This window comes from Gemmatimonadota bacterium, assembly GCA_041390125.1.
Lineage (GTDB): Bacteria > Gemmatimonadota > Gemmatimonadetes > Longimicrobiales > Gaopeijiaceae > JAGQIF01.
Genome location: JAWKQN010000013.1, coordinates 170,546 through 182,500, shown reverse-complemented (window position 1 = coordinate 182,500; position 11,955 = coordinate 170,546). Strand labels below are relative to the sequence as shown.

The window sequence follows — 11,955 nt, the reverse complement described above, 5'->3', positions numbered from 1 at the left end:
GGATGGCTTCCTGTACCGCCGAGTCGGGCGGCAGGTGGACGTGGAGGTCGACGAACCCCGGAACAACGAAATGCCCACCCACATCGATGGAGGCGGAGCCAGCCCAGGCGTCGGCGGAGGCAGGTCGAATGGCCTCGATCCGGCCAGTGCGGATGGCGATATCGACGGGTGCTCGCGGTGTGGCGGCTCGCGCATCCACGATCCGCGCGTTCCGGATCACGAGATCATACGAGTCACCTCTTGAGCAGGCCGCACAAAGCGCCCCCGCCACGAGGACGACAAGCCTGTTCTTCACACCTGCCCATCCCATGAGGAGCGCCTCAGTCGCTGGTCTCGGACCAGGATGCCGGTCCGGAGCGCGTGCCGCCAGCCGAGGGCTGCGCGGCCCTCACAGCCTACCCGGACGATCAGACGAGGAGAACAAACAACCACGCTGCACAGAAGAGGCCGACTCCGACCTTTGTCGCCTCGTGAACCGTCCCGGCGCACGCTCGGTCATGCGCGGAGAGCGACAGGAAGAGCAGTCCCCAGACGGCAACGAAGAACACCCACCAAGCGGCGTCGATCTGGCTCTCGGTGAATCCGCTCAAGAGGGGTTCGATCGGGTCGAAGGCCCGGGAGAGCACTGGCTCAAGCATGAAGAACGAGCCCAGGAGCATGTATCGCTTGTGCCACTCGGGCCGAGCACGATCTCGAAAGGCAAGCGCAACGAGTACGGCGAACCCGACAAGCAGAAGCCGATTCCCCTGTACGAGGAGGCTCATCTCCTGCCACGGCCTCCACACCGTGACGAAGACGTAGGCGGTACTGGCGGCGACGCCAGTCGCCACGACGACTCCGAGGCGCCCTAGCCGGCGATGAAGCTTCAGGCTTCCACGGCGCACCAAGCTCGCTTGTGTGAAGAGCAGGATCATCCACGTCAGACAGAAGGATCCGTGGACTATGAACTTCGGATCGCGATTGCTCGGCTGATCGATCCGCCACAGCAGGTTGTCCGAGAAGCCCCAGACGGTGAGGAAGAGGAGCAACGCGGTGACCAGCGGAAAGTAGTGCCGCGCTGTTCGGGAATCACGGCGAAGAGCACGTGGCGTCTGTGTGCCCACCTGACCTGCTGTTCCGATGCGGTCCCTGGACCGCCTGGCGTCTTTGGGTTCTTCTGTCCCGCCATGATGCCAACGCCGGGCCGGGAAATGCAATGCGCGACCCTGATCCGAGGACTCGCGTAAGGGCTCCAGCCGCGGGCCGATCCCGACCAGCCCCGAGAGGGCCGCTGGGTCGATCCTGCGCCATGGAGTCGACCAGGCCGTCGGCGGGGCGCTGGGCCCGCGGTGACCAGAGGAGCTTCAGCCTCGTCGAGACGACCCGAGAAGGTGCTGAGGGCACTCGTGGGAGGACGAGTTGAGATGAGCGACGAGCTGTTTGCCGAGCTCATGGACAGTGTCCGCGAGGGAGGTGCAATCCTACGCGGCGAGAAGATCGAAAAGGCTAGCTGAGCCAGCACCGTCAGATCTTGCGGCCCAACGGTTGGCGTGTCTGCTGCGCGAGCGTCATGGTCTGCGGGAACTGGTCGGCGCAAGCCGGGCAGCCTCCGAGCCGCTAAGTCATTACGCGGCAGCAGCAAACGCTTTGGTAGAAAGCCTTCTTGTAGACCCTGCGAGGCGCCGGCGTCCCGGTATCGGCGTTGAGGAGGTCCGGGAGACTCGGCTATCTTCAGACGCCGCTTCAGCTTCGGAGGATCCATGGTCAAGCTCACCGATCGTATCACCGTCGACCCGGACCATTGCGGGGGACGACCCTGCGTTCGCGGGATGCGGATTCGCGTGACTGACGTTCTCGACATGCTCGCCGCCGGAGCGAGCACCGCGGAGATCCTGGCGGACTACCCGGACCTCGAGCCCGAGGACATCGAGGCCAGTCTGAAGTACGCAAGCCGCCAACTGGACCATCCGATCGTCGCCGCGTGAGGCTATGTGTCGACGCGCAGCCGCCGCCCGGCGTCTGCAGCTGGCTTGAGGATGAGTTCGACCTGGAGGCTGTGCCGTTCGGCACCTCGGCCTTCGGGGTGCGAGCGACGCGGATATCTTCACCAAGGCGAGAAGGGCGAGAGAAGCCGGTGCCGTGATGCTCTCAAAGGACTCGGACTTCGCCGAGCTCGTGACGCGTCTCGGCGCTCCGCCCCAGGTCCTTTGGGTTACGTGCGGAAACACGACGAACCGGGCGTTGCGCGATTTCCTCACAGCCACCCTCCCGACCGCGCTGCTGATGCTCGGCCCGGGGAGGCGCAAGCCGACCCGGCCCGCGCCCCCTGAGTCATTGCGCGTCAGCGGCAAACGCGGGTTATGCAGCAGGGCTGTGACGCCTGCGGTGCCTAGGGCGGCAAGGCTGGGAGGTCCGCTAGGTCGGACGCCACGCGACAGCAGCAAAGAAGCGTGTTAGAGCGCACCCCTCTTGGGGCGGTACTCCACGTGCTCAAGGCCCTCGAAGTCGGCGTCCTGAGTCCATACCGTCGCGCCGTGAAGGAGCGCGGTCGCGTAGATGATGCTGTCGGCTAGTTGGAGGCCGATGCTCGCCCCAAGCTCGGCAGCCTCAAGCGCGAGCCCGTCATCAAGGTCGATCACCCTCCCCTGTCGCATCGTGGCGGCCACCGACAGGGCAGCTTCACGCCCCCGCTCTCGCAGGACGTAGCGGTAGACCTCCAGGATCAAGATTGATGGAACCAGCAGTCCGGCTCCATGCCCCAGCGGCACCGCGAAGATGCCCGCATTCGGGCCATCGGTCAGGTACTCGATCCAGCCCGATGAGTCGACGACGTTCATAGCTCCCGATCCGGCTCCCGCTCGAAGCTCGGATCCATCCCGCGCAGATAGCCCCGCATCTTCGCGACCGGGCGGATCGGAACCAGTTCGATCCGGCCCCCGAGCGCAAACGCCTCCACCTTCTGACCCGGGCGCAGACGAAGCTTCTCCCGCACCGCCTTAGGAATCACGATCTGGTACTTGCTGGATACCGTGACAGTCGACAAGACGCCCCCACGATCGATGCCTGTAACGTAAGACGTTGGGCTGGTACCGCTACCGCTCCGGTCGAGTTCCGCGGGGGTCTCGGTGGCAGCTGGTGCGCTCTAATGGACTCGGAATTCTGCTGGCGCACCGGGCAGATCGGTAAATCCGAGGCGTTACCCGACGCTACCGGACCGCCTCCGCGGACAGCAGCAATTTCTTGTTAGAGCGCTTGCCTGTAGCGGTATGACCGGGGTATACTTGTAGTATGAAGACAGCCATATCTCTACCTGACGATCTCTTTGAGTCCGCCGATGCGCTGGCGGACCGACTTGGCGTGTCGCGCAGTGAGCTCTATGCGAGGGCTATGGCCGAGTACTTGGCGAAGCATCGAGCCGAGGGGGTGACGGATCAGCTCAATCGCGTCTATATGGATGAGCTGAGCGGGCTTCCCGCCGACGTTCGACGTGCACAGGCGCGGAGCGTCGAGACTGCGGAGTGGTAGTTCAGAGACGCGAGGTTTGGTGGGCGGACCTGGACGCGCCCCGCGGATCAGAGCCAGGGTTCCGGCGACCGGTCTTGATCATTCAGGGGGATGCCTTCAACCGGAGCCGGCTGCGGACCGTTGTCGCGGTGGTCCTCACCTCCAACACTCGGCTGCTCGATGCACCCGGAAACGTCTTGGTCCCAGGGGACGCTTCCGGCTTGCCCAAGGATTCAGTCGCCAACGTGACTCAGATCGTAACGTTGGACCGGGACTATTTGGTTGAGCGACAGGGCCGAGTGCCCGCGAGCCTCATGGAGACGATCGACGGCGGTTCGAGGCTAGTCCTCGAACTCTAGGCGTGCCGCGGCGGTGAAGTCGAGGACAGTTTCCGTACGCCTCCGCATCTCCGGCTCGTCCATGAAGCCGTCGCGAGGATCGTCGCTTACGTAATCAACGATCCGCTCGCCTCGCACGGCTTCCAAGACGTCAGACGTCGGGCCTGGTGACACACTCACGCGGAACTCGCCGTTGCGAAACCGCATGTAGAACATGCGGACGTCTTCTAACCTCCCTTCCCATCGGGAGGGCACGGCAATGCACGTTTGTCTGAACGTCGCGACCCTTCACCATGTCGATTACGGACTATTCCAGAACGTTGGACGAGTCGCTCTAGCGGCTGGCGTTTCTGCTGCGCGCCCTACCTTGGTCGCCGGGACCAGGGAGGCGCAAGCCGACCGGGCCTTGGTCACGCAAGTTGGTGCGCGACAGTAGCAAACGCTTAGCTAGCCTGCGCTCGCGGGCTGCCAGTCGATGTTCAGGCGACGTTTCGAGGTGGCGCAGTCGCGGAGATATAGATTGATGAGGGTCTGATACGGGATCCCGGTCGGCTCCGATAGGAGGTCTTGAAGTATTCGATCGTCGGCGCGTCGAGCCGGATCGTGACCTTCTACTTTAGACGCTTTGCGTACGGGTTCTTCCACGCCTTCGAGAAGTCGTACTCCTTCTTCATGGTCTCAACCGGGACTCGTAGTGTCCCGCCTCCGCTGGAGTGGCCTTGCGGGCCGAGATGATGCGGATCGTGTCGTCCGCGTCGCGGAAGCAATGAATCACGACCAGGAGCCGCACCAAGGAACTCAGCCCCTGGAGGATGAAGCGATCTTCGTCGCCGGAGTGCTCCGGGTCCTCCAGGACCAACGCGTCATCGTCATAGAACGCCGACGCCGCTTCCTCGAACGATACCCCATGCTTCCGCTGATTCGACCGCGCCTTGCAGAGGTCCCATTCGAAGCGGATCTCGGGCACATGGTCAATGTACGCACGCTGTATGTACGCGGCAACCCTGGTTCTCGGCCTGGGGAGTCGCCGGTGCTCCGTCCGGAAGACTCGAGACTTCGGTGCGGGTGCAGACATCGTCTCACCTCCGCTCGGCCGTCTAACGGTGTGGAATTCTGCTGCCGGAGCAACAATGCCGCCCCGGGGCCCTAGCCGCCAGGCGAGGGCTCTCGGGCCCGCGCAGCCGACCCGGACAGCAGCAATTCCGTGTTATGCCGCACCCGCACCGCAGGTCGGATCTTTTACCCAGATCCAGCCTTCCTTCTCGGCCCAAGGACGATCCTCGCCAGGCTCAATGCAAGCGCCAGCGAGGAAGTCGAGAGCAGAGAGCACGCAGACAACTGAGTCGAGTGCGTCCGCATTCGAGGTGATGATCGGATCATCCGGAAGGCGCAGCTTCTCGGATAGGGCTTTGGCAATCGCGACGCGGGCGGCAGACTGCACCACGTCCGATGCTTTGTACCCACCACATGGAAGGCCGTGGGCCTTGAGCGTGCCCGCCGGATAGACTTCGATTACGCCCGAGGCAGTGGGCGCTGGCTCCCAAAGGAGGGGGATCGAGCAGCGGGACTCCCTGCGCAGGCCAGCGAGGAAGCTGAGGGCGCCGTAGGCGGCGCGAGCAATGCGGTCGGCGCCCACGTCGAGGGGGAGCTTGCGCAAGACCGCGTGGATCCGCCGGTCGGTGCGCCGGCGGAAGAAGTCGTTCGGGGGGGCTTGGATCGCGTCCCCCGGTGCGTGGCGCGCGAGTTCTGAGGCCATCGGGGCAGGCCAGCCAAGGGGGGCGTCCATGGCGAGGACGACAGGCCTGCTCCAATCCACCCACTCCACAGCTAGGGCCAACGGATCCCTCGTAGCAGCTGCCACATGGAGTACCTGGTGGTCACGTGCGTATGCTATGCCGACGTTCTTAGGCTGTGCCGCACAGTCGATACCGAGGACTTGCACAGGCTGGAGCGCTCCGGGGTGAGCAGGTGCGGCATAGCGGATCGTGTTTCTGCTGCGCGTGCACCATGGTCCCCGGTGGCTGGCCGGCGCAAGCCGGACGGACACCGGCCTCTAAGTCGTTACGCCACAGCAGCAAATGATGGGATGGACTCCTCCCCCTGGACGGCACCAGAGTGCCAAACAGAACCACGGCCCCGAAGGCCAACTCCCGGAGGAGGAGTCCGATGAACACTACTCAGATCGGTGTAGACCTGGCAAAGTCCGTGTTCGAAGTCGCCGTCTCTCAGCAGCCCGGCCGCGTCCAGGAGCGGCACCGGCTGACCCGCGCCCAGTTCCCGCGGTTCTTCGCCGATCGGCCGGCCGCGCACGTGCTCTTGGAGGCCTGCGGGTCTGCTCACCACTGGGGCCGTACCCTTCAGGCTCTCGGTCACCGCGTCTCGCTGCTTCATCCCGGCGATGTCGCCCGCTACCGCGACGGCAACAAGACCGACCGCGCCGACGCCAAGGCGCTCCTGGAGGCGGCGCGCAACGCCGACATCGATCCCGTCCCCGTCAAGTCGATCGACCAGCAGGCCATCGCCGCCCTGCATCGGCTTCGTCAGGGCTACCTGCGCACCCGGACGGCTCGCATCAACTCGGTCCGCGGGCTGCTCCGCGAGTTCGGCGTCATCCTCCCGCTCGGAGCCAAGCGCGTCGTTGGGCTCGCCCGCGAGGCGATCGAGCAGGACGAGCTCCCCCGCCATCTGCGCGCGGCCTTGCTAGACGTGCTCGCGGAGATCCAGACGCTCGAGGCCCGGGCCCAGGGCATCCACGACGAGCTCGAGGGCCTGGCCCGTCACATGCCCGACGCTCGGGCTCTGCTTTCCGTCCCCGGCGTCGGCATCCTGACCGCCACCGCGCTCGTCGCCTTCGTAGGCGACATCCGCCGCTTCCGCTCGGGACGCGAGTTCGCCGCCTACCTAGGACTGACGCCGCGGGAGCACTCCACCGGATCCCACCGCCGCCTCGGGCGCATCACCAAGCGCGGCAACCGCTATCTGCGGATGATGCTCATCCACGGCGCGCGCTCCGCTCTGCGCGCCGGCACTGTCTCGGACGCTCCGGACGATCTGCGCGTCTGGGCGCTTCGCATCCAACAGCGGCGCACCCACAACGTGGCCGCCGTCGCGCTCGCCAACAAGCTCGCCCGCGTCTGCTGGCGTGTCTGGATCGAACAACGGCCCTTCCAGCGGCGTGAGGCTGCCTAGACGATCCTCTCCCTCTCGCATCACGAGCTGCACCGCGATTCGCGACGATGGATCACCGGTCGGACCGGCGTGGGGATGTGCCGATAACAAGAGTGGCCCTCGGGGCCGTGCTAAACCGATTGGCTCCCCACGCGCGACTACCCATCGTGGCCTGGGCGCTCATGCGCCCGCTCTCAGGGCCGGAGATACGTTTGCAGTCGACCTCTCCGCGTCGCGTCTCTTGCGCTCAGCTCAGGAGGAGTCCAGATACGACGCCAAGGCGCTCCTGGAGGCGGCGCGCAACGCCGACATCGATCCCGTCCCCGTCAAGTCGATCGACCAGCAGGCCATCGCCGCCCTGCATCGGCTTCGTCAGGGCTACCTGCGCACCCGGACGGCTCGCATCAACTCATTCGCGGGCTGCTCCGCGAGTTCCGGCGTCATCCTCCCGCTCGGAGCCAAGCGCGTCGTTGGGCTCGCCCGCAGGGCGATCGAGCAGGACAAGCTCCCCCGCATCTGCGCGCGGCCTTGCTAGACGTGCTCGCGGAGATCCAGACGCTCGAGGCCCGGGCCGGGCATCCACGACGAGCTCGAGGGCACGGCCCGTCACGCTCAAACGCTCGGGCTCTGCTTTCCGTCCCCGGCGTCGGCGTCCTGACCGCCACCGCGCTCGTCGCCTTCGTAGGCGACATCCGCCGCTTTCCCGCTCGGGACGCGAGTTCGCCGCCTACCTAGGACTGACGCCGCGGGAGCACTCCACCGGATCCACCGCCGCCTCGGGCATCACCAAGCGCGGCAACCGCTATCTGCGGATGATGCTCATCCACGGCGCGCGCTCCGCTTCTGCGCGCCGGCACTGTCTCGGACGCGCTCCGGACGATCTGCGCGTCTGGGCGCTTCGCATCCAACAGCGGCGCACCCACAACGTATGCCGTCGCGCTCGCCAACAAGCTCGCCCGCGTCTGCTGGCGTGTCTGGATGAACAGCAGCCCTTCCAGCGGCACGTGAGGCTGCCTAGACGATCCTCTCCCTCTCGCATCTGCAAGCTTGCACGATTCGCGACGATGGATCACCGGTCGGACCGGCGTGGGGATCTGCCGATAACAAGAGTGGCCCTCGGGGCCGTGCTAAACCGATTGGCTCCCCACGCGCGACTACCCATCGTGGCCTGGGCGCTCATGCGCCGGCATCTCAGAGGCCGGAGATACGTTTGCAGTCGACCTCTCCGCGTCGCGTCTCTTGCGCTCAGCTCAGGAGGAGTCAGATATCCTTGTTAGGTGTCGGGGCTAGCTAATGATGACGAGGCCAATTGAGCGGAATACCCAGCCCCCACCGGAAGACCAGGAGAAATTCTCTGGCGTGGACGAAGCCCCGGCGCGCCTGGGCTTCCCACCTTCCCGATGTAACTCCCGTTACGGTCGAAACGCCGCAACTCCAGCATTCGCATGTCGAGAACGAGGACATCGCCGGTGGGATCGACATCCGCGTCCGCGATCAAGCCAAACACTGTCTCATTGGGGCCGTCTAGACTGCCAACTCGTAGCGGTGTGTCTTGCGCCGCTGCTTCAGCTGCCGTCACGGCGACGGCCACCGCAAACAATCCCGCCAGGCTGCGATGCATACGCTTCACCTCCTCACATCCAGAGTGGTGCGGGCCGTGTGCGGGCGGACGGCAACGCCTACGGACCGTGAACCGCTCCTACATACAGATATCCCACTCGCAAGGCACCCAAGGTGCAAGGTGCATACAAATGGCGTTTGTGCGAAGCGTGATAATCGGCAAGCTTCTTATGCCGGGGGAACGCCGACGCGCCCCCCGGCGCTAGAAGGGCCGCCTAACGGATCGGAATTCTGCTGCCGGACCAAGGTGCCGACCCGGAGCGCGAGCCGCCAGGCGAGGGCTTCCGGACCCACGCAGCTTACCCGGTCAGCAGCAATTCTTTGTTAGGCGGAATCGCCGGACGCTAGCCTGGCCCCTCGCAGGCGGCGAATCCGCGATACAGCTGCAGGGAAAAGCGGGGAGGTTGCTCGGGATCGCCGATCTGCACCCAGGCTTCGACCTCCCGGCACCAGCGAGGACCACCGACGGGATGATGCAAGATGGCGAGCCAGACAGGGGTGCCCCCGACGTCGCCGATCTGGGTGGAGCCAGCTCTGGAGTAGTCCCCCAGATTGGGGAGCGGCGTCGGGAAGTCGGCCGGCGAGAACTGCCGAACTGGATCTCGGAGCAGCTCGGCGACCTCGAGTCCGGTTTCGCGGAGTGCGACGGCGACTCGGATGTAGCCCTCCCCGAATCCTTGCAGGACGACCTCTCGGGCTCCGCAGTCCATCGCATGCGGCTGGAAGTCTGCGCCCAAGGCGACCTCTCCGAGCAGCCTCGGCCCGTCCACACCGAAGCGGACCACGGTCAGCCGATGCTCGCCGCGGTTGTACCAGTTCCAACCACGAAGTTGATAGGCGATGTAGTCTGCGCCGACGCAATAGTATCCGTCGGAGTCAGCCCGAACGGACTGCGGCGTCAGGAGCATCATCATGCCCAGGAACGACACGAACGGGAGACTGACTCGGAGCATTTCCAGGAAGATTGGATTTCCGCCTAACGGTCGGCGTTTCTGCTGCGCCCTCAGGATGGCTTCCCGGCTGGGTGGCGGCAAGATCGGAGCGGCTACCAGCTCGGAGAGCCAGGCGACAGCAGCAAACGCGTGTTAGACGGCCATGGCGCAGTGGCTACGGGGAGTCCAGAACGATCGAGACCAGACTGCGGAGGCCACGCGTCATGAGGTCACGCGCCGAGTGGCTGGCAACCGTGGCGTTCCATGCGTCGCACTCCTCGGCCCGGAGCTTGCGACCGTGAGGCATCAGGCGATCGAGGTCCGTCGGAGTTAGCGTGGGGAAGAGCCAGAAGGTCCGCCGGCCAGATTCGATGCCCGCGACAAAACGGGATGAGTCGGTTAATGACGACGCGGTTAGCTCGACGGGTTGTACGTGCGCCTCGAGATTCCGGAGCGTGCGGAGGCCGCGACACACCACGTCGTACTCAGCGCGGCCCTCAATCCACCTATCGAGACCGCCGTGAAGACGCTCCGTAGTGAGAATCTGGAGCGTCGCCTCGAAAGACATGAGGAAAGCCGTTGCGAGGTCGCGGATGAACCGTTCGAGGCGCCGCGGTTCGCGGACCACGTGCAGCGCCCAGTCAAAGTGGTCCAGCCGTCGTTCGGTCTCGGCGAGCTTGGTCCATGCTGCCGCCGCGACTGGTGGCGTGGCGCTCACCACGAACCGCGCTTCGAGATGATCGAAATCGATCAGGTCGACGGAGTCATATCGTGGCACGTTGGAGGGTAGGGACACTGGCGACGCCTCGATGGGTCATTCGTTGGGCCGTCTAACTCCCTTTCCCCACCGCCCCCGACCCCGATGTGGCCCGGCGGCATGGGGAAATGGGCTGCCCGACCATGATGCCCGGCCGCCGGGAGGGACGCCAGGGGTGGAGCGGTCGGGAGCGACAGCGGGAAGCCGGCCTCCGCAGCCTAAGCACGGCGAGCTTGGGCGCTTAGCCTGTGGTGGGGTCGTCGTCGAAGCGGATCGTGTCCAGCGGGCTCCGGACAGCCAGGCCGCCTCGGTTCAGGACGTGGGTGTACATCATGGTCGTGCGGACGCTCTTGTGGCCCAGCAGCTCCTGGATGGTGCGGATGTCGTAGCCGTCCTCGAGCAGGTGGGTGGCGAAGGAGTGGCGCAGCGTGTGGCAGCTCGCTCGCTTGGGCAGCCCGAGGGCACGCACGGCCGCCTTCACGCTCCGCTGGACGGCCGTCGGGTGCAGGTGGGCGCGCCCCTGGCGTCCCGGCGCGGTCGTGATCTGGGTGGTCGCAGGGAACAGGAACTGCCAGCCGACCTCCAGGGCCGCGCGGGGTGCCTTGATCCGGTACCGGTCCGGCAGGGGCGCCCAGCCGCCGCCGGCCGCCAGATCGCGCAGGTGGAGCGCATGCCTCCGCTCGATCTGATCGTGCAGCTGTGGCACCAGCGACGCCGGGATCACGCTGACGCGGTCGCGCGCTCCCTTGGGCCTGTGGATGCGCAGCTCCCTTCGCTCCAGATCCAGATCCTTCACGCGCAGCTGCAGCCCCTCCAGCAGCCGCAGGCCTCCGCCATAGAGCACGGCCGCCACCAGGCGCACATCGCCCCTCAGCGTCCGCAGCAGCGCCCCGGTCTCCCGGCGCGTGAGGACCTCCGGCAGGGTGCGCGGGAGCCGACCGCGGACCACGTCCTCGCCCAGCTCGTCCAGCGGCCGCCCGAGCACATGCCGGTACAGGAACACCAGGGCCGCCCGGGCCTGTGCCTGGGTGGCCGCGGCCACGCCGCCGTCGACCGCCAGGTGGGTCAGGAAGCGGTCCACCTCCTCCGCGCCCATGTCGTCCGGATGGCGGTTCTGGTGGAACCGGACGAAGCGCCGGATCCAGGTGCGGTAGGCCTCCTCGGTCCGCGGGCTGTAGCGTCTCGCCTGGATGGCGCGCGACACCCGCTCCAGCAGGCGCGGTGGGGCCGCTTCCCGGGCATGTTCGGGTCGGTGACCATCGGGCACGTGCCAGGCTCCGTTGGCGCGGCGGATCGTCCGTCGGCAGGGCCCGAGGCCTGGACCCACGGCGTCGCTGGAACGGACGAAGACCCGGAACGCGTCGCCAGAACGGGTGACCGGTGGAGGATCCACCGCCATGGACGGTTGAACGAAGGCGGTACGGAGCGGGCGGCACCATGGTTCGAAGGCACGGAGCCGCGTCCCGGGAAGCGGGGGAAGGCCTGCGCTCGCAGGACGCTTGAAGGCCCGAGCTCGCAGCGCAGGGACCGCGCCGGACGGGCATCGAGTGCGACCCGCCGAGCCGGAGCCCAACCGTGCCCGACGCGAACGAAGATCCGACCGCGGAAGAGGCGCCGATGGACCGCCTGCTGCGATGGCCGCCGACCCCGGGTTGCC

The 11,955-nt window shown here is 66.2% G+C and carries 15 protein-coding genes and 1 pseudogene; 6 read left to right on the top strand and 10 right to left on the bottom strand.

The window, feature by feature from the left end; genetic code table 11:
- Together R3E98_15610 and R3E98_15605 are read right to left on the bottom strand one after the other, a co-directional pair.
- Positions 1 to 295 (bottom strand): hypothetical protein (locus tag R3E98_15610; GenBank protein MEZ4424837.1); only part of this gene is annotated, 295 nt, incomplete at its 3' end.
- A gap of 112 nt (positions 296 to 407) precedes the next feature.
- Positions 408 to 1,028, bottom strand: a complete 621-nt coding sequence (locus R3E98_15605) for a hypothetical protein (GenBank protein ID MEZ4424836.1) — start codon at positions 1,026 to 1,028, stop codon at positions 408 to 410.
- A 711-nt stretch (positions 1,029 to 1,739) separates the two neighbouring features.
- Between R3E98_15605 and R3E98_15600 the strand changes: the two genes are divergently transcribed.
- Positions 1,740 to 1,964 (top strand): DUF433 domain-containing protein, encoded by a 225-nt coding sequence (locus R3E98_15600; protein ID MEZ4424835.1) that lies wholly within the window; start codon positions 1,740 to 1,742, stop codon positions 1,962 to 1,964.
- A 115-nt stretch (positions 1,965 to 2,079) separates the two neighbouring features.
- On the top strand, positions 2,080 to 2,436 hold the full coding sequence (locus R3E98_15595) for a hypothetical protein (protein ID MEZ4424834.1): 357 nt from the start codon (positions 2,080 to 2,082) through the stop codon (positions 2,434 to 2,436).
- On the opposite strand, the gene R3E98_15590 is transcribed toward R3E98_15595, so the two are convergent.
- Entirely contained in the window at positions 2,433 to 2,816 is a 384-nt protein-coding gene (locus R3E98_15590) for a type II toxin-antitoxin system VapC family toxin (GenBank protein MEZ4424833.1), read from the bottom strand. The two genes, R3E98_15595 and R3E98_15590, sit on opposite strands and share 4 nt — an antisense overlap.
- Entirely contained in the window at positions 2,813 to 3,022 is a 210-nt protein-coding gene (locus R3E98_15585) for an AbrB/MazE/SpoVT family DNA-binding domain-containing protein (protein ID MEZ4424832.1), read from the bottom strand. Before R3E98_15585 ends, R3E98_15590 begins: the two co-directional genes overlap by 4 nt.
- Before the next feature lie 245 nt (positions 3,023 to 3,267).
- Here R3E98_15585 and R3E98_15580 point away from each other — a divergent pair, with 245 nt between their 5' ends.
- Both R3E98_15580 and R3E98_15575 read left to right on the top strand, forming a co-directional pair.
- On the top strand, positions 3,268 to 3,504 hold the full coding sequence (locus tag R3E98_15580; GenBank protein MEZ4424831.1) for a ribbon-helix-helix protein, CopG family: 237 nt from the start codon (positions 3,268 to 3,270) through the stop codon (positions 3,502 to 3,504).
- Entirely contained in the window at positions 3,498 to 3,842 is a 345-nt protein-coding gene (locus tag R3E98_15575; GenBank protein ID MEZ4424830.1) for a type II toxin-antitoxin system PemK/MazF family toxin, read from the top strand. The genes R3E98_15580 and R3E98_15575 overlap by 7 nt, the downstream gene beginning before the upstream one ends.
- 426 nt (positions 3,843 to 4,268) lie before the next feature.
- Here the strand turns inward: R3E98_15575 and R3E98_15570 are convergent.
- The 3 genes and pseudogenes from R3E98_15570 to R3E98_15560 form a co-directional block, all read right to left on the bottom strand.
- Positions 4,269 to 4,495: pseudogene (locus R3E98_15570) on the bottom strand (BrnA antitoxin family protein).
- Positions 4,492 to 4,788, bottom strand: a complete 297-nt coding sequence (locus R3E98_15565; protein ID MEZ4424829.1) for a BrnT family toxin — start codon at positions 4,786 to 4,788, stop codon at positions 4,492 to 4,494. The pseudogene R3E98_15570 and the gene R3E98_15565 overlap by 4 nt, the downstream one beginning before the upstream one ends.
- Before the next feature lie 240 nt (positions 4,789 to 5,028).
- A complete protein-coding gene (locus tag R3E98_15560) occupies positions 5,029 to 5,763 on the bottom strand; it encodes a DUF429 domain-containing protein (GenBank protein ID MEZ4424828.1) in 735 nt (244 codons plus the stop codon).
- A gap of 224 nt (positions 5,764 to 5,987) precedes the next feature.
- On the opposite strand from R3E98_15560, the gene R3E98_15555 reads away from it, so the two are divergent.
- Positions 5,988 to 7,010, top strand: a complete 1,023-nt coding sequence (locus R3E98_15555) for an IS110 family transposase (protein MEZ4424827.1) — start codon at positions 5,988 to 5,990, stop codon at positions 7,008 to 7,010.
- 220 nt (positions 7,011 to 7,230) lie between these two features.
- The gene (locus R3E98_15550; protein MEZ4424826.1) at positions 7,231 to 7,524 is read left to right on the top strand and encodes a hypothetical protein; all 294 of its coding nucleotides are present in this window, start codon (positions 7,231 to 7,233) and stop codon (positions 7,522 to 7,524) included.
- 1,429 nt (positions 7,525 to 8,953) lie between these two features.
- Here R3E98_15550 and R3E98_15545 read toward each other — a convergent pair.
- From R3E98_15545 to R3E98_15535, 3 genes are all read right to left on the bottom strand, one after another.
- Positions 8,954 to 9,538 (bottom strand): hypothetical protein, encoded by a 585-nt coding sequence (locus R3E98_15545; GenBank protein MEZ4424825.1) that lies wholly within the window; start codon positions 9,536 to 9,538, stop codon positions 8,954 to 8,956.
- Between the two features lie 178 nt (positions 9,539 to 9,716).
- The gene (locus R3E98_15540; protein ID MEZ4424824.1) at positions 9,717 to 10,337 is read right to left on the bottom strand and encodes a hypothetical protein; all 621 of its coding nucleotides are present in this window, start codon (positions 10,335 to 10,337) and stop codon (positions 9,717 to 9,719) included.
- Positions 10,338 to 10,539: 202 nt separating this feature from the next.
- A complete protein-coding gene (locus R3E98_15535; protein MEZ4424823.1) occupies positions 10,540 to 11,565 on the bottom strand; it encodes an integron integrase in 1,026 nt (341 codons plus the stop codon).
- Between the last annotated feature and the right edge of the window lie 390 nt (positions 11,566 to 11,955).